The 16,439-nt window shown below is 53.8% G+C and carries 19 protein-coding genes, 1 pseudogene and 2 riboswitches; of the genes and pseudogenes, 11 read left to right on the forward strand and 9 right to left on the reverse strand.

Going from position 1 to position 16,439, the window contains the following annotated elements:
* The first annotated feature begins 133 nt into the window (after window positions 1–133).
* The 3 genes from NSQ80_RS09785 (at window position 134) to NSQ80_RS09795 (ending at window position 2,591) form a co-directional block, all read left to right on the forward strand.
* The gene (locus tag NSQ80_RS09785; protein ID WP_009223179.1) at window positions 134–649 is read left to right on the forward strand and encodes a GNAT family N-acetyltransferase; all 516 of its coding nucleotides are present in this window, start codon (window positions 134–136) and stop codon (window positions 647–649) included.
* 30 nt (window positions 650–679) lie between these two features.
* The gene (locus tag NSQ80_RS09790; RefSeq protein WP_009223180.1) at window positions 680–1,288 is read left to right on the forward strand and encodes a VTT domain-containing protein; all 609 of its coding nucleotides are present in this window, start codon (window positions 680–682) and stop codon (window positions 1,286–1,288) included.
* Window positions 1,289–1,352: 64 nt separating this feature from the next.
* Entirely contained in the window at window positions 1,353–2,591 is a 1,239-nt protein-coding gene (locus NSQ80_RS09795; RefSeq protein WP_323076506.1) for an MFS transporter, read from the forward strand.
* Window positions 2,592–2,644: 53 nt separating this feature from the next.
* Here the strand turns inward: NSQ80_RS09795 and NSQ80_RS09800 are convergent, their stop codons facing one another.
* Entirely contained in the window at window positions 2,645–3,331 is a 687-nt protein-coding gene (locus tag NSQ80_RS09800) for a metal-dependent hydrolase (RefSeq protein WP_009223182.1), read from the reverse strand.
* A 200-nt stretch (window positions 3,332–3,531) separates the two neighbouring features.
* Between NSQ80_RS09800 and NSQ80_RS09805 the strand changes: the two genes are divergently transcribed.
* Window positions 3,532–4,170, forward strand: coding sequence for a DsbA family oxidoreductase (locus tag NSQ80_RS09805; protein WP_323076507.1), 639 nt, complete (start codon window positions 3,532–3,534; stop codon window positions 4,168–4,170).
* A 266-nt stretch (window positions 4,171–4,436) separates the two neighbouring features.
* Window positions 4,437–5,324: pseudogene (gene rpoD / locus NSQ80_RS09810) on the forward strand (RNA polymerase sigma factor RpoD); the annotation flags it as partial.
* A 133-nt stretch (window positions 5,325–5,457) separates the two neighbouring features.
* Here the strand turns inward: rpoD and NSQ80_RS09815 are convergent.
* From NSQ80_RS09815 to NSQ80_RS09830, 4 genes are all read right to left on the reverse strand, one after another.
* On the reverse strand, window positions 5,458–6,561 hold the full coding sequence (locus NSQ80_RS09815; protein ID WP_009223185.1) for a hypothetical protein: 1,104 nt from the start codon (window positions 6,559–6,561) through the stop codon (window positions 5,458–5,460).
* 103 nt (window positions 6,562–6,664) lie between these two features.
* Window positions 6,665–7,036: a fluoride efflux transporter CrcB gene (gene crcB, locus NSQ80_RS09820; RefSeq protein WP_009223186.1), complete on the reverse strand. Its 372-nt coding sequence runs from the start codon at window positions 7,034–7,036 to the stop codon at window positions 6,665–6,667.
* Entirely contained in the window at window positions 7,033–7,422 is a 390-nt protein-coding gene (gene crcB / locus NSQ80_RS09825; protein ID WP_339302117.1) for a fluoride efflux transporter CrcB, read from the reverse strand. Before crcB (NSQ80_RS09825) ends, crcB (NSQ80_RS09820) begins: the two co-directional genes overlap by 4 nt.
* A 42-nt stretch (window positions 7,423–7,464) precedes the next feature.
* A riboswitch (Fluoride riboswitch) is annotated at window positions 7,465–7,526 on the reverse strand.
* Window positions 7,527–7,575: 49 nt separating this feature from the next.
* On the reverse strand, window positions 7,576–7,989 hold the full coding sequence (locus tag NSQ80_RS09830) for a DUF4183 domain-containing protein (RefSeq protein ID WP_260069941.1): 414 nt from the start codon (window positions 7,987–7,989) through the stop codon (window positions 7,576–7,578).
* A 213-nt stretch (window positions 7,990–8,202) separates the two neighbouring features.
* On the opposite strand from NSQ80_RS09830, the gene NSQ80_RS09835 reads away from it, so the two are divergent.
* The 3 genes from NSQ80_RS09835 (at window position 8,203) to NSQ80_RS09845 (ending at window position 10,380) form a co-directional block, all read left to right on the forward strand.
* A complete protein-coding gene (locus tag NSQ80_RS09835) occupies window positions 8,203–8,934 on the forward strand; it encodes a DUF4183 domain-containing protein (protein ID WP_339302118.1) in 732 nt (243 codons plus the stop codon).
* An 88-nt stretch (window positions 8,935–9,022) separates the two neighbouring features.
* A complete protein-coding gene (gene fosB / locus NSQ80_RS09840; protein WP_339302119.1) occupies window positions 9,023–9,439 on the forward strand; it encodes a metallothiol transferase FosB in 417 nt (138 codons plus the stop codon).
* 56 nt (window positions 9,440–9,495) lie between these two features.
* Window positions 9,496–10,380, forward strand: a complete 885-nt coding sequence (locus tag NSQ80_RS09845) for a radical SAM/SPASM domain-containing protein (RefSeq protein WP_009223191.1) — start codon at window positions 9,496–9,498, stop codon at window positions 10,378–10,380.
* Window positions 10,381–10,452: 72 nt separating this feature from the next.
* On the opposite strand, the gene NSQ80_RS09850 is transcribed toward NSQ80_RS09845, so the two are convergent.
* The 3 genes from NSQ80_RS09850 to namA all read right to left on the reverse strand — a co-directional run bounded on the left by NSQ80_RS09850 (window position 10,453) and on the right by namA (window position 13,143).
* Window positions 10,453–11,289, reverse strand: coding sequence for a 1,4-dihydroxy-6-naphthoate synthase (locus NSQ80_RS09850; RefSeq protein ID WP_009223192.1), 837 nt, complete (start codon window positions 11,287–11,289; stop codon window positions 10,453–10,455).
* Entirely contained in the window at window positions 11,286–11,966 is a 681-nt protein-coding gene (locus tag NSQ80_RS09855) for a futalosine hydrolase (protein WP_339302120.1), read from the reverse strand. Before NSQ80_RS09855 ends, NSQ80_RS09850 begins: the two co-directional genes overlap by 4 nt.
* A 166-nt stretch (window positions 11,967–12,132) precedes the next feature.
* The gene (gene namA / locus NSQ80_RS09860) at window positions 12,133–13,143 is read right to left on the reverse strand and encodes an NADPH dehydrogenase NamA (protein ID WP_009223194.1); all 1,011 of its coding nucleotides are present in this window, start codon (window positions 13,141–13,143) and stop codon (window positions 12,133–12,135) included.
* A 180-nt stretch (window positions 13,144–13,323) separates the two neighbouring features.
* Window positions 13,324–13,433: riboswitch (guanidine-I (ykkC/yxkD leader) on the forward strand.
* A 58-nt stretch (window positions 13,434–13,491) separates the two neighbouring features.
* Between namA and NSQ80_RS09865 the strand changes: the two genes are divergently transcribed.
* Genes NSQ80_RS09865 through NSQ80_RS09875 form a run of 3 tightly spaced genes read left to right on the forward strand, consistent with a single transcriptional unit; the run spans window position 13,492 to window position 14,514 of the window.
* The gene (locus tag NSQ80_RS09865; RefSeq protein ID WP_009223195.1) at window positions 13,492–13,833 is read left to right on the forward strand and encodes a multidrug efflux SMR transporter; all 342 of its coding nucleotides are present in this window, start codon (window positions 13,492–13,494) and stop codon (window positions 13,831–13,833) included.
* Window positions 13,834–13,836: 3 nt separating this feature from the next.
* Window positions 13,837–14,154, forward strand: a complete 318-nt coding sequence (locus tag NSQ80_RS09870) for a multidrug efflux SMR transporter (RefSeq protein WP_009223196.1) — start codon at window positions 13,837–13,839, stop codon at window positions 14,152–14,154.
* 36 nt (window positions 14,155–14,190) lie between these two features.
* Window positions 14,191–14,514, forward strand: coding sequence for a nitroreductase family protein (locus tag NSQ80_RS09875; RefSeq protein WP_323079064.1), 324 nt, complete (start codon window positions 14,191–14,193; stop codon window positions 14,512–14,514).
* A gap of 46 nt (window positions 14,515–14,560) precedes the next feature.
* Here NSQ80_RS09875 and NSQ80_RS09880 read toward each other — a convergent pair whose 3' ends face one another.
* Complete coding sequence (locus tag NSQ80_RS09880; protein WP_339302121.1) at window positions 14,561–16,363, reverse strand: ABC transporter substrate-binding protein; 1,803 nt, start codon at window positions 16,361–16,363, stop codon at window positions 14,561–14,563.
* Window positions 16,364–16,439: the final 76 nt, after the last annotated feature.

Consider the following 16,439-nt stretch of genomic DNA (forward strand, 5'->3'; position numbering starts at 1 on the left):
AAGAAATCATTTGGCGGCAGCTTGAATTCGGGACGGCGATTTATCGATATTCTGAATGCTCGAGGAACAGCCACAGCAGGTGAAGGCAGAGCTATGTATAACAAAATTATTCAAGGACTGTGAGCATGTACATATGACGGAACATTTCGACTATACCATTGAAGATGCAACGCTTGAGGACTTGCCGGCGATCGTGGCGATTTACAATGAAACGATCGCTGGACGCATGGTTACCGCCGATTTGGAGCCGGTGACCGTTGACGCCAGACGGAAGTGGTTTGATGAGCATTCGCCCGATTTCCGGCCGCTTTTGGTTATGAAATCCGGGGGGAAGGTCATCGCCTGGCTCAGCTTTCAGTCCTTCTATGGGCGACCGGCCTATAACGGCACGGCCGAGATCAGTATTTATATCACAGAAGCCTACCGTTCCCGCGGAATCGGAGGGATCTTGTTAAATCGATCCTTTGCGATTTGCCCTGAGATTGGTGTCCATACGCTGCTTGGGTTTGTGTTTGGTCACAACGAGCCGAGCCTTAAGCTCCTTAGTAAATTCGGCTTCGAGCGTTGGGCGCATTTGCCCCGCGTGGCCAATTTAGACGGCGTGGAACGGGATCTCGTTATTTTGGGGAAACGGGTTGTTGAGGCTTAATATGCTTTTGGGGAATGGGGATCAAATCATTTGAACGAATGGGTTAAGGAAATCACGGACTGGTTTTTGGAGACGACTCAGTTAGGCGGGTACTCCATCCTGCTTTTTACGATCCCACTCGCCGTTGTGCAGGGAGTTTTTGGTTTTTTTCCGTTTGCCACGATCGTGATGTTGCATCTCTCCCTGCTGGGGATTGCGAACGGTTTATTAGCCAGTTGGATTGCCGGTACGGCGGCAGGGATGGTTGTTTACCTGATGTGCAGATATTTTTTTGCTGATTGGTTTAACCGCAGGTGGTTGGCTAAGCTGCAAAAATACGAAAAATGGCAAAAAGGGCTGGACCGCTATGGGGTGTGGGCAGTGATCTTTCTCCGCACGATTCCGATTATGCCAAACAATCTCATTTCGTTTATGTCGGCGGTTTCGAATTTAAAGCTCCGTTCTTATGTCTGGTCCAACCTGGTTGGGAATCTGTCAAGCATTTGGCTGTTCGGGATCTTAAGCGCATCGATTGTGTTTCCGGGGGTGAATCTTCAGGAGTTGATTCTCTCCTACGCCCTATTTTTGCTTGTGCTGGGCGTCGCCTTTGTCATTCGCAACCGGTTCCTATCCAAGACGAAAGAAGGCATGAGACCTTAGCATGGATCGACCGCTTTCCGGGATAAGCTACAGAGAGAATAAGATTGGATAGGGGGCGAGTCGTTTGAATACTCAGGAACAGGCTTTATCAGGAAAACCCGCGGCAGCACGGCGGAAGCTGCTGCTCAGCGCCGGGCTCAGCTGGATGTTTGATGCCATGGACGTCGGGATCATTTCGTTTATCGCTGCTGCCCTTGCGGTGGAATGGAGCTTAACGCCGCAGCAGACCGGCTTCTTTACGGCGATCAACTCCGTAGGGATGGCGTTTGGCGCAGCGATTGCCGGTTATATGGCGGACAAGTTTGGCCGCAAATCCGTGCTCCTGTGGACGCTGTTGATTTTCTCCATCGCCAGCGGTTTGTCAGCTGCCGCTACTAGCTTTGCCATGCTTTGTTTGCTTCGCTTTATTGCCGGCTTTGGACTTGGCGGGGAGCTGCCGGTCGCTTCCACACTGGTATCCGAATCGGTGTCGGTACAGGAACGCGGAAGATCCGTCGTGCTGCTGGAGAGCTTCTGGGCTGCCGGATGGATCGCTTCGGCGTTGATCTCGTATTTCGTCATCCCGGATTACGGATGGCAGGCCGCTTTTATCATCGGTGCCATACCTGCGTTATATGCGCTGTACTTGCGCAAATCAATCCAGGAGCCGGCCCGATTTAAAGCGCAGACGGGTCATCATCAAGGACGAGGGCCTTCCTTCAGCGATAGGTTTAAGTCCGTTTGGGCTTCCCCGCACCGTCGTTCGACTGTGATGCTTTGGATTTTGTGGTTTACCGTCGTCTTTTCGTATTACGGCATGTTTCTGTGGCTGCCTTCGGTGATGGTGCTGAAAGGCTTCAGTCTGGTCAAAAGCTTTGAATACGTGCTGATCATGACACTGGCACAATTACCGGGATACTTCACGGCCGCTTATTTCATTGAAAAGTTTGGGCGTAAATTTGTGCTGGTGCTGTATTTGCTGCTCACCGCAGCCAGCGCGGCCTGGTTTGGAAATGCGACTAGTGAGGGAATGCTGATTGCCGCTGGGATTTGCTTATCCTTCTTTAATCTTGGGGCATGGGGCGGCATGTACGCTTATACCCCGGAATTGTACCCGACGCGGGTGCGTTCGACCGGAGTCGGCTTGGCCGCTTCCTTTGGACGGATCGGCGGTATCATCGCTCCGTACTTGGTCGGCATGCTGGTCGCTCGCCACGTCGCCATCGGGGGAATCTTCTGGATGTTCTTCGTGACAATCGTCATTGGGGCACTGGCGGTGTTTTGGCTGGGGACCGAGACGCGGGGGAAGGAGCTGGCGGATTAAAAAACAGCAAAATTGCTGCAGATCCGCAACAATTTTGCTGTTCATCCGTTTAATTAGAAGTTGTCCAGAGAATCGCCCGGCTTCAAGGCATGACCTGTAATGCCGATACGTGCGAGATCTGCGACAAATCGTTCCCCGTCCTGGGCGATTGCATCAAACGTATTGTAATGCACAGGGACAACGTGCTTGGCGCCAATCCATTCAGCCGCGGTCAGAGCATCCTCCGGTCCCATGGTAAAATGGTCTCCAATCGGCAGGAATGCGAGATCGACCGGGCCGCGGGAGCTGACCAATTTCATATCGCTGAACAGGGCGGTATCTCCGGCATGATATATGGCTGTTCCGTCAATATCGAGCAGGATCCCTGCCGCCACGCCAAGATATACATTTACGCCGTTTTGGTTGACGGACGAGCTGTGCAGCGCAGGCACCCATTTTAATTTACCGAACGGGAACGTGCGGGAGCCGCCAAGGTTCATGCCGACCGTTTGCAGTCCGCTGCCAGCAAAATAATCGGCCAGCTCGACAATGGCGATAATCGGCGCGTTGTTTCGCCGGGCGATGCTTTCCGCATCTGCGATGTGATCGGAATGACCATGGGTCAGAAGCACGTAATCGACTTGAATGTCATCGGCTGAGGCTGCGGCCGCCGGATTCCCGGTGAGAAATGGATCGATGATCAAACGATGCTTCCCTGTGTCCACCAGGATGCAGGAATGTCCCAAATAAGTAACTTTCATAGCAATCACCTCATGTGGAAATATATCCTTCTCGTTTATTATAGCTGCCTTGGACAAGCAAGTCACATCTTGCGGGAGGAGGTGCTGCATAAACGCAAGGAAATCCCATATGATTGTGATTGGGATGGGGCGGCTTGAGCAGGCTCGCGAATGAGGTCTGATCCAGTAAGGACCTTGCGCAAAAAAAGGAGGAGATTGATGTGAAAATCGAAGTGTGGTCGGACTTTGGCTGTCCGTTTTGCTACATCGGCAAGCGTCGCCTGGAAAGGGCGTTGGAATTATTTGGTCATCGGGATGAGATCGAACTCGTTTACCGCAGCTTTGAACTGGATCCGGGTGCCCCTAAGGATACGGAGTCGAGCATCCATGAATTGTTAGCGGTGAAATACGGCCTCAGCCTGGAGCAGGCGCAGGAATCAAACCGCAATGTTGCGCAGCAGGCTCAAACGGAAGGGTTAACGTATAACTTTGATACGATCATTCCTACAAATACGTTTGATGCTCATCGATTAGCGCATTATGCCGGAGAGCAGGGCAAGGCGAAGGAGATGACGGAGCGGTTGTTCCGGGCTTATTTTACGGATTCGCTGCATATCGGGGACCGGGAAACACTGGTTCGTTTGGCGGAAGAGGTTGGCTTGGAAGGCACAGCCGTCCGGGAAGTGCTGGAGCAAAATACGTATGCCGACGCTGTCCGCGAGGATGAGAACGAAGCAAGAAGACTTGGGATTCGCGGCGTACCGTTCTTTGTGCTGCGCGGTAAGTATGCGGTGTCGGGGGCACAGCCGTTGGAAATTTTTCAAGGGGCATTGTTACGAGCATGGGAAGATCGGTCTTAATATCGATTTAGAAAATAAGAAAATGCAAAAAACGCTGATCCCTAAGGATCAGCGTCTCGTTCTGCGAACAAAATAAAAAAATAAATTAATTGTTGTATAAACTAATGAACTGTGGTAAAATGACGGATAGCCAATCACAAAAAACTCACGCAATAATCTCCTCAATAATAGCATAAAATCAATCATTTGTCAAATGGATTTACGGTTTTAGAGATATAGAGTGGTTTTCGCATTTAATTTTTAGGGTGGGGGTCTGGAAGATGACAGAGGACTTGAAGAATAATGAATTGGATTACACCGATGATCTGACGTTACCGCCAGGAATTAAAATCGATGACCCGGTCAGAATGTATCTGAAGGAAATCGGGCGCGTGCCTCTGTTATCCGCAGAGGAGGAAATCGAGCTTGCGCAGCGCATCGAGAACGGGGATGAGGAAGCGAAGCGCCGATTGGCTGAAGCGAATCTCAGATTGGTGGTCAGCATTGCCCGTCGTTATGTTGGGCGCGGGATGGTTTTCCTGGACCTGATTCAAGAGGGCAATATGGGCCTGATCAAAGCGGTGGAGAAGTTCGATTATTCGAAAGGGTTCAAGTTCAGTACTTACGCCACCTGGTGGATTCGTCAAGCGATTACCCGTGCGATAGCAGACCAAGCCCGAACGATCCGAATACCGGTGCATATGGTGGAAACCATTAATAAACTGATCCGTGTCTCTCGGCAGCTGCTTCAGGAGATCGGACGCGAGCCGACTCCGGAGGAGATTGCGAAGGAGATGGATTTGACGCCGGATAAGGTGCGGGAGATTATGAAAATCGCTCAGGAACCGGTATCGTTGGAAACGCCGATCGGGGAAGAGAACGATTCGAACCTCGGCGATTTTATCGAAGATCACGATGCTCCGGCTCCGGCAGAAGCTGCGGCCTATGAATTATTGAAGGAGCAGCTGGAAGAAGTGTTGGATACACTGACCGAGCGTGAGGAAAATGTCCTTCGGCTGCGTTTTGGTATGGATGACGGCCGGACGCGGACATTGGAAGAGGTTGGCAAGGAGTTTGGTGTTACGCGCGAACGGATTCGCCAGATCGAAGCCAAAGCGCTGCGCAAACTTCGGCATCCAAGCCGCAGCAAGCGGCTGAAAGATTTTATGGAATAACATGGTAAGCTCCCTAAGGGTTCCCTTAGGGAGCTTTTTTTAAAGATATCAGGATTGGCATCCTGATATCGCAAGAAAAATTTCCTCTAAACGCGGTCTGTCTACTTTGAATGTACGTCGATAGACGTTTTTCTTATGTGGTCCTCCGACGGAGCGGGCGGGGAGACGCCGTAATCGGACGGAGGGATTGGACCAGCTTCGCCGGCAACGGCCGGATGCACATAAATTTCTTACTGTTGCCCCGCCCGGATCGAAGCAGCCGCCCTGAACCGGGCTTTGCTACCCGCGCGCCAAACACCTGCATAAACCATTCAATGGGATAGGAGATGGACAGCAATCCGTTTTCGGATCCGGCAAAATTCACCGCAGTCGCAAGATTGCCTTTCCTCGTCAGCCACACCGAGCCGGAATCGCCTTCCAAGGAAACGGGGCGTTTGCCGCGGATCACGCTTTGGTTCTTGAAGGTAATCATCCCTAAATTGCCGTAATCCCCGTAATCGACCTGCACATCGGTATGGATTGATTCCACCGTACCGGTTACAACCCCTGTCGTGCGACCCACCTTCTTAAGTCGATCACCGATTTTATAGGATCGCACATGGCCCGGGACGATCCCAAAGACAGCATAGGCTGGCTTCAGCAAAGAACGTCTCAAAGGTTTGGCGGTAGCTGCGTCGATATAATTTGCCCGTTTCCGGCTCAGCTTGACGAAACGGTCCAGCTGACCGATGCGGTCCTTAGCGATAGTCCCTCCATCAGCACCTCCCGGTTGCAGCGTGGCAGAGAATCGCCGGGTATTATTATCGACGAGGACGTGGTTGTTGCTAAGGATCAAGCGTTGGCATCCGGAAGCATCGCCGCTGACGATCAAACCAACCGTGCCGGAGGAGTCCGATGTGCCAACGCTGTAGCCGGCCATAACCGGGCGAATTCGGCGCGTGAACCTGCCGCCGTTCCCATTACCTGCCCGTTTGCAGAACCTAGGGGAACGGACGATACGAAACGGCACGCCAGCCCGAGGCTTTAGATAACGAGGTAATGCTGTGGTGCGGGTTGACTTGTTTTGTTTGGCGGCAGCGGCTGTGGTCAGGGGATCGGCATATACGATGATCGCTGCGCCGCGTTTGGGGCGTTTCGGGTCCCGCAAGCCGACGCCAACGCCATGGACTCCCTTCATCTTCAGCATCTTCCCGGCAATGCGCTGTTTCAGCAAATAAGCTCTACGAAAACTGGCCAATAGATATCACCTTTTCTCGCATATTCGCGGATTTGCTGCATTATATGCTGGCGCCGGGACGCTTGATCGTTATACGGGCCGATGCCTTTGTAATGTAGGATCGTTAAGTTGAGACAAGCCAGCTTCCCAACCATGCGCAAGCCGCGCCGAGCAAAGCCGAGGTCAGCACATATACGGCCGCCTTTTGTTTTTGCCCCTTGTTAATTAAGGTGATCGTTTCATATCCAAAGGTGGAGAACGTCGTGTAGGCACCGCAAAATCCAGTTCCCAGCATCAACCAGCCCCAGTCAGGGATAGCCTGCCGTGTGTGGAGTCCGGCTAGGACGCCAAGCAGGAGGCTGCCGCTGAGATTGATTACCCACGTTCCCCAAGGAAATTGCGAGCCGCGAGGGGCGGTTTGAGATGAGATCCATTGTCCTAAATAGTAACGAAGGAGCGTGCCGAGAATCCCGCCAAGTCCCACGATGCCGATCATGCGGAGTCCCCTGCCTTAGGAGCCTGTTGTTTTTGACTTAAGCGGACTCCAGCCCAAGCCATCAGAAGACCGCCGATCAAGCTGGTCAACAGATAGGCGACTGCCGCAGCCAGATGTCCGGTATGTATCGCATCAACGGTCTGGACCGTGAAGGTGGAGAACGTCGTAAATGCACCGGCAAATCCCGTACCTGCCCCGATGCGTATACTGGGATGGATCTTTCGCAGGGCAGCGACGGTAAACAACCAGCCGAGAAATAAGCAACCGGCCCAGTTGATGAGCAGGATCGAAAGTGGAAAAGTTCCAATGTTTGGAATCCAGAGGGACAGTCCGTACCGGAGCAGGGTTCCGAGTAAGCCACCCACAATTAATGCAAGGATGTTCAATGTGCTCTACCTCCTGAAAAAATAGACAGACTCCTACCAGAGAGTCTGGTAGGAGTCATCAGCTCAAACGAGCGGTTTAGGCGAACTCCATCGCCTTATTGCGTTGTCATTGGCAACATTTTATGCTATGAGGGGACAACTCGTCAATACAGATTACGTGATAATCGTAATGGTGGGCGCCGAAATTGTTGGCGGGGTTGTAATTGTGGAAACGACGTTGCTGAAGCTGCCCACTTCAATCTGAACGGGAACACCTGCGATCAAATCCACGGTGTCGAGCACGAGGCTGGCCGTGGTCAGCGTTGACAACGAGGATTGTTGAAGTACGCCGTTAATGTAAACGTTGAAATAATCGGTACCGGTGAGCTCAGGCAGTTCCGTGATCGGTGCGTCGGCATCGTCGACGAAGCTGGCGGCAGGAATGGTCGTTTCGGTAGCGCCGATCATGTCGGCTGTTAACGTGGCGAAGTAACGGGTGACTGTCGGCGTTACTACGGTTGTAACTTCACCTCCAGAGGCGACTGGAGCCGATGCTACTGCCGTAAATACGGGTTTAATTACAGGCATCTATCATCACCTCCTAATCTTTGAGGGTATCGAGAGTGTCCGATACATCATATATAATGATGCAACTTTGTTAAGTGACAGGGCTGACAACCTCCGTTGAATGTGGATTTTTTGGACGGCGGGGGAAGCCAATTGCCCAAGCGCCAAAGACGGGTTATTCATAGGATAGGTAAGTAAGAGTTGAAGAGCCATCTGGCCAGGGGGAAGCGGTGAATGGGAGCGGCAAGAGGTGCGCGCAAAAAGGCAACGCGCATGAACAAACGGCGGTATCAAGCCCATAAGGTAAAGCACTGCCAGGCATGCTCGCGTCAGCGGCGCCGGAAGCGGGTCGTGCATGCACTGCGGCTTCGTTATCTGCGAGCGGCACGGCTCCTGCACCGCTACCGCCGGTTACTTCGGCAGTATGAGCGCTTGGTACGCGCGAAGAATCTTATGCCGTTTCCTGGTGGAGTTGCGGAGGATCTGGCCGAAATGCGGGGAGCAACTGGAGCGTTGGGACCCGCAGGACAGCAGGGCGCTCCGGGAAGTGCCGGTCCGATGGGACCGCCAGGGCCGCAGGGCGAGCCAGGAGCAGCCGGGCCAATGGGGCTAACAGGTCCACAAGGCGAGCGGGGAAAGCCCGGACCACCAGGACTGCCTGCAGGCGATATTCGGGTTACCTCTACAGTTTTCCGTTACTTTTTTGCGCCGCTTGCCGATTTGACCGGGACCGTTCACATCCCTGCCAATCAATTTACGGATGACGAGGGGGAAACGCCTGCGGTTTTTGCCGGGATCGGTGGAGGGTCCTATACCAACTTATTTATCAATGGCATGCTGCAGGAAGGCAGATTGTTTGTACTGGAGCCGGAGTCTTTGACGTTGTTGCTGGGGCAGGATATGATAGGGGCAGGCACGCCGATTATAGTGGAAAACGTGCGAATCACCGCCAAAGCCACGTCCTGAACTAGGAAAATGCGAAGCAGCATGAAAATTCGTCGTGGCAGGGGGCAGGGCCTTGTCACGGTCTGTTTGATAGAGTAGGAGGATTGGTATGAAAATTAATGGCATTAATCATTTCTGTTTCTCCGTATTGGATTTGGATCGATCCATGGCGTTCTATGAGCAGGTCTTTGGAGCGACTCCCCTGGTGAAAGGACATAAGCTTGCCTATTTCGACCTGAACGGGCTGTGGATCGCCTTAAATCAGGAAGACATTCCGCGGGACAAGCAGCATCGTACATATACGCATATCGCTTTTTCGATCGATGAGGGGGATTTCGAGGCCTTTCAGAACCGGCTCCGGGAATTAAACGTTGAAGTGCTGCCAGGGCGTGAAAGAGATCAGCGCGACAAAAAGTCGATTTATTTTCTGGACCCGGACGGGCATATGTTCGAATTCCATACCGGAACGTTACAAGACCGACTGGATTACTATAAAGCGGACAAAGACCACATGATCTTTTATTAACCGCGATTCATTGATAGAATAAGACAGTAACTAAAATTTAAATGAAGTAGGTCACCATGAAAAAATTCAAAAAGTTTTATATCGAAACGACCAGCATCTGCAACCTGGCCTGCAGCTTCTGTCCGCCGACCCATCGCCAGGCGCAGTTTATCAAAGTTGAGGACTTCCGCAAGATTCTGGACGACATCAAGCCGCATACGGACTATATTTATTTTCATGTCAAAGGCGAGCCACTGCTGCACCCCAAGATCGACCAGTTGCTTGACATTAGCCACGAAAAAGGGTTTAAGGTCAACATCACCACGAACGGCACGCTGCTCCCCAAGGTGCGTCATAAGCTGCTCGGCAAGCCGGCGCTGCGGCAGATGAATTTTTCGTTGCACAGCTTCGACGGACATGAAGGTTCGACCGACCGGGAAGGGTATTTGCGGAACGTGTTGTCCTTCGTCCGTGAGGCAGTAGCTGCGTCCGATTTGATCGTTTCGTTCCGCCTGTGGAATTTGACCCAGGATAACGAGACGAACCTGCAACGGATGCGTAACCGGGAGACGCTTGCCATCATTGAGCAAGAATTCAACCTAGATTATCGGATCGAGGAGAAGGTCACACCCGGAAGCGGGGTTAAATTAGCCGAGCGGATTTACTTGAACCAAGATTACGAATTCGATTGGCCGGATTTGCGGGCTCCGGAGGACGATGGCAAAGGCTTCTGCCATGCGCTGCGCAACCAGGCCGGAATTCTCGTGGACGGCACGGTTATTCCTTGCTGTCTGGATGGGGAAGGGATCATCAATCTTGGGAATGTGTACCAAACGCCATTTTCGGAGATTGTGGAAGGAGAGCGAGCGAACCGCTTGTACGAAGGCTTCTCCCGGCGCGAAGCCGTCGAGGAGCTATGCAGGAAGTGCGGGTATCGCAAACGGTTTGGGGGAGGGGCGTAAAGTTGCACCCAACAAAAGAAAGAAGGAGTCGAGATTCGGCTCCTTCTTTGTTTTTTGATGGATTCTTTACACTCACCAGCTGGCATTCAGCTTGGCCGGATCGATCTTCGGCACCAAGCCTTCGGCGGCCGCCCGGTCCAGCAAACCGCGGATGGCCGCGTAGCCGTCCTCACCTAAATCCGCTGTATATTGGTTCACGTACAGTCCGATATGCGCTTTCTGCACCTCGGGCGACATTTCCTGCGCATGGCTCATCACATACTTCGCCGAAGATTCCGGATGCGCCCAGGCGTATTCCACGGATTCCCGTGTCCAGCGGGCAATTGCGGCCAGATCCAGCGACCGGCGGGCGATGATTGCACCGAGGGGAATCGGCAAGCCCGTATCGGATTCCCACCAGTTGCCCAGGTCTTGAAGCAGGTGCAGTCCGTAATTTTGATAAGTAAAACGTGCTTCATGGATCACCAGACCCGCATCCAATTCGCCGCGTTGAACGGCGGGCATGATCTCGTCGAACGGCATGACGACGATCTCGCCGACGCCGCCGGGAACATGCTTTGCTGCCCAGAGCCGAAACAGCAGGTACGCGGTGGATCGTTCGCTTGGAACCGCAACGCGGCGGCCCGACAGGTCGGAAGGCGAGCATGCCTTCGCCGTTAATACGAGCGGCCCGCAGCCGCGGCCCAGCGCTCCGCCGCACGGGAGCAGTGCGTACTCGTCCAGCACCCAAGGGAGAGCCGCGTAGGAAATTTTCAGCACCTCAGGTCCGGTGCCGGAAGCCGCCCAACCGTTCGTAATATCAATATCCGCATAGGTGACATCGAGCTCAGGAGCTCCCGGGATTAACCCGTGGACCCAGGCGTGGAACACAAAGGTATCGTTAGGACAAGGCGAAAAAGCGATTTTCATGATTGCAGCACCTCCGGTAGTTTAGCACAAGCTTGCTCTAAAGCTTGCAGAGCATCGCCGATTTTCCACAGTTCCCGTTGCCTTGGACCTACGGCGTTAGAGATGGCGCGCAGTTCCAGCACGGGAACGCCGAACTGGCGGGCGGCTTCGGCCACGCCAAAGCCTTCCATCGCTTCGGCGCCAGCGCCGGGGTAACGCAGGGCAAGCCGGCGTGCCGTTTCCGCCGTCCCTGTGACGGTGGATAACGTCAGGATCGGGCCGTGGTGGACCGGCAGCCCGGCCTCCCGCAGCGCCGCAGCCCAGCGAGCCGCCAGCTCGTCCGCCACGGCGATTCGGGGCGAGCCGAAGCCCAGCTCGTCCACGCTGGCGAAGCCGTCCGGCGTCTCCGCACCGAGGTCGGCGGCGATAATTTCGCTCGCGACGACCAGCGAGCCAACGCCGGCGACCTCGGTGAATCCGCCGCCGATCCCGGCGCTGAGGACGAGGCTGTACGGGCCGCCGGCGGTTTGGCCGGCGCGAGCCAGCGCGGCCGCTGTCGCCGCTGCCGCCGACGCCGGGCCAACTCCCGCCAGCTGCACATCAGTGCCTTCATAGCCGGCGAGTCCGCGCAGGACGGCCTGCTGTTCGGCTTCTACCGCCGTCATGATCAAAATTTGGGGATGAGGACGATTTAGCATCTATCAAGAACAACTCCTTGGTCCGTGGACAAATTCACTCTTCAAATTATAAAACTCTGCTTCGGGAAAACCAAGTCAGGTTTTGATCATAACCAGCCAGGCCAATGCCAAGCAAAAAGACCCGCCTTCGCCAATCGCGAAAACGGGCCTCCAACACTGGTCCGTTTTAAGCTCTTTGGTATTGAACCGGGCGCTCTAACGTCGTGTTCAGGGCTTTGGCAGCCTCGTACGCCCAATAAGGGTTGCGAAGCAGCTCGCGGCCTAACAGCACCAGATCTGCCCGCCCGTTGCCGAGAATTTCTTCCGCATGGGAAGGGTCCGTGATTAAACCAACGGCACCGGTGGCAACCTCAGCTTGGCGGCGGATTTGTTCCGCCAGGTTCACTTGATATCCCGGGAACGTTTGAATTTGTGCCGGAACCAACCCGCCAGAGCTGCAGTCAATCAGATCCACGCCTTGCGCTTTCATTCGGCGGGCATAGTTGATATATTGCTCCAGCGAATTGCCCTGCGGATCGTATTCATTCGCCGAGATCCGGACGAACAGCGGACCGGACCAAACCGAATTTACTGCCTCGATCACTTCGCTCAACAACCGGTAACGGTTATCGGCGTTTCCGCCGTATTCGTCTTCCCGATGGTTGGTCACCGGAGAAAGGAATTCGTTCAGCAAATACCCATGGGCCCCATGGATCTCAATGACGTCAAAACCGGCCTCCTTCGCGCGGCGTGCCCCGTCGCGGAAACCTTCCACAATCCGCCGGATATCCTCGGCATCCGCGGCCTTAGGCGTTTTTTTCTCCGGAAACGGAATGGCAGACGGCGCTAGAATCGTTTCCTCGAGCTCCGCTTTCCGTCCAGCATGGGCGAGTTGAATCCCAATTTTGGCGCCGTTACGATGCACAAGGTCAACGAGCTCCTTCAATCCGGAGATGTGTTCATCGCTCCAGATGCCAAGATCTCGATACGAAATCCGTCCTTCTGGTAAGACGGCCGTCGCTTCGACAAGGATCAAGCCAACGCCGCCAACGGCGCGGGACGCGTAGTGAACCCGGTGCCAATCCTCGACTTTTCCGTCTCGGTTGTGGGAAGAATATTGGCACATGGGGGACATGACGATCCGGTTTTTAAACGTAACCTGTTTGATCGTATACGGGGTAAATAGTTGGGCGCTCATTCTCTATCACTCCTTCTCTTGCTTTTAGAATGTTATGGAATAAACCTCAGTCAATATCCATGTTAGTCGATCGGATTACAACTTACAAGTACGCACAAAATTGTTCTATAGTATAGTTTTGTATACTTAAAATTATCGGTACTTCTTGACCCTGCAGCAGGAATCGGTTAAGATAGCTATCGAATTGTTCCCTAGGGTTCCGCGGCGGATACACCGGCCGGACTGGTCCAAGAGGGAACGCGCGGCACTTTATCATGTCGTGGACACGGAGGGACAAAAGCCCGGGAGATATCGTTTGTTGATATCTTTCGGGTTTTATTTTTTGCATAAAGGAGTGAGTCATGCAGCATGAAACGTGATTGGGGGTGGGTCGGCGTTGCCGGCTTATTTGAGATTGGATGGGTGATCGGCTTGAAGCACGCCGGGGATGCGCTCGGCTGGGGAGCGACGGCGGTTTGTATCGTGATGAGCATGTACTTACTGATCTTATCCGGACGGCGGCTTCCGATTGGCACGGTCTATGCCGTATTCACGGGCATCGGCACGGCAGGTACGGTGATCGCGGAGATGGCGTTGTTTGGGGAACCGTTCCGCTGGGCTAAGCTGCTGCTCATTTTGCTGTTGCTGGTCGGCGTTATCGGCTTGAAGCTGGTGACCGATGGAGAGAAGCAGACGGAAGGGGGAGCTTAACCGATGGATTGGATACTGCTTGTTTTTGCCGGATTTGGCGAGGTGCTGGGCGTGATCGGGATTAACAAAATCAACACCCGTAAGAGCCTAGGTGCGTATGCCTGGATGGCCGGCGGTTTTTTGCTCAGCTTCCTGTTTCTGACCTTGGCGATGCGAACCATTTCCATGGGGACGGCGTATGCGGTGTGGACGGGAATCGGTACAGCGGGAAGCGCGATCGCCGGGATGCTGCTCTATGGCGAATCCCGCGAGTGGCGGAGGCTGCTGTTTATTGCCTTTATTTTAGGCGCAGCCGTGGGTTTAAAGCTCATCAGCGAGTAAACGGAAGCTGCTTCGGGATGGGTTGGATTTACGTCTATTGGGGGCATATTAAGGGAGGTTCCATTCACACAGATGGTGATCGAAGGGTTGCAGAAGCAGTTTGCCTTATACGCCGAGAACTTCCCGGTTTGGGCGCAGCAAAACGGCATGTTACAATATGTCGTTTGGACAGCCCTGTCGGACGAAGGCGTAGGCGCTTCGATCCAGCATTATAACCCTTTAATCGACGAGGAAATGCGGAAGGAATGGGGCGTACCGGAAAGCTGGAAGCTAATTGCGCAAATGCCGTTTGGCAACATTGAGGCTCCGGCTGGCGACAAGGAGTTTGGGCCGATTGACAACCGAATGAAGGTTAATTAATACAAAAAGCGTTTGGCTCAACAGCCAGACGCTTTTTTTAGGGGACTCACCCCGCTGTGGAGGTCAGCCAGATGTCCTTAAAGTCCATCCAGCCGAGGTTGTTGATCGCAACACCGCGGATGGAAGGGTGGACATACGTGTTCAACATGCTGTGCACAAGAAAAGTAACCTGCGCTTCATCCTGCAGGCGATTTTCGATTTGCTGCAGCAACACCCGCCGTTTCTCCGGACTTCTGGACGCAAAAACTTCATCCACCATGCCGAACACCCAGCGGCTTAATTCCGGCGGCATATGCAAACGGATGTAGCTGTCTTCCTGCAAGAAGCTTTCCAACTCGCACACCTCATCCTCGGCGAAGACGAGGTATAACAGGACGGCAGCGGCTTCCAGGGCAGCCGTTCTTGCCATATCACCTTTTTCATAATTCACAACCTCAACCGGAATTCCGATCGTATCGCATTGGAGTTTGATCCATTCGGCTTCCTCTCTATCGAGATAATGGGCTGCCAAGCGGATCGGCTCGCCGATATAACCTATTTCCTCCAGCAGTTGCCTTGCGGCGGCCGGATCGTGCCGATGAACCCCCAGCGTGGTTTCCTCGGTTGGCTGGAAGCTGCGTGCCGGATATCCGGATTTCCCCGTAGTTCGGATCAACCCAGGGCGGTCAATCACCAGGTTAATCGCCTGCCGAAACGCCAGCGATTGCTGCGGTCCAAGTCGGTTACGATTCCAGGAAATTAAGCTGCAGCCCCGTCTTAAGGTCTGGATTCGATTCCAATCGTCCCCGGCTTGGGCGGGAACCCGTGAATCGTTGACGATCAGTTGCTCCCATCTCAACTTGGAGGAATTCGGAATATCGTCGGGCAGAAAGACCAGGGTAACGCCGTCCAAATAAGGTCGACCGAGAAAATAACCCGCATGTACCTCAAGCTCCATCCGGTTCAAGCTCCAATGGGTAAGCCGGAACGGGCCAGTGCCGCTTGGAAACTGCCAAAATGCCGTTTCGTCCTTACTGAGTAAATCGGCAGGAAGGATGGAAGCACATGAGGAGCAGAACAGGCGGGGGAGCAGCCAATTTGGTTGATGCAACTGGAACACAACGGTTCGCGCATCCAGCGCCTCGATCCGGTCTACGCTCGACACCAACCAGCGGTTGGTTGAGACTTCCCGCAGCCGAGAAAAGGTGAAAACGACGTCCTCGGCGGTGAGCTCTTTTCCATGATGAAAACGCACGCCTTTACGCAAATGGAACGTCCACGCCGTACCGGTCTCATCATGATCCCAATGATGGGCGATCATGCCGGTCACTTGACCCTTCGTCTGATCGTATTGCACCAGCCGATCGAAGATTTGCCGAACGAGATGGGAATCCAAGTCGTAAATCAGCTTGGCCGGATCTAACGTAAGCGGAGCTTTATACACAGGCAGGCGGAAGATGTCCCGGCAGCTTTGACCTGCGGCGAGCTGTCGTTCCGCTCCAAACTGGTCATTCAGCCACTGAATGAACCGTTCCCGCGCATGGATATCGCCTTCGTACTGATGAAGGAATTCGAAGGCCAAGCGGTATTCCCCTTTTTCCGCTAGCCTTTGGGCCAGGTCGATCAAGAAATTTTCCCGGTTCACCCGAAATACCAAACGGGAACGATGCCCGCGCCCTCGGCCCGGCGACCAGTCGATCAGACCTTCCTCCTGCAGCTTGCGGATCACCAGCTTGGCGTTCCGCTCCGTACAATGAAACAGCTTCGTTAAATCCTCCAGCGCGACCTCAACTTCGCGAGGCTCTGCCGAATCGCCGCTTCCCTCCGCATAATGATTCAGCAGCGCCAAATAACGCTCTGCGGTTAACACGATCACACACCTCCATGCCCCCGTCCTCCTTGCAAACGCAAAAGGGGAAATGACTTTGGAATAGTATACTCTTTTT

Origin of the sequence: Paenibacillus sp. FSL K6-2441, from assembly GCF_037964765.1 — a bacterium.
Taxonomy (GTDB): Bacteria; Bacillota; Bacilli; order Paenibacillales; family Paenibacillaceae; genus Fontibacillus; species Fontibacillus phoenicis.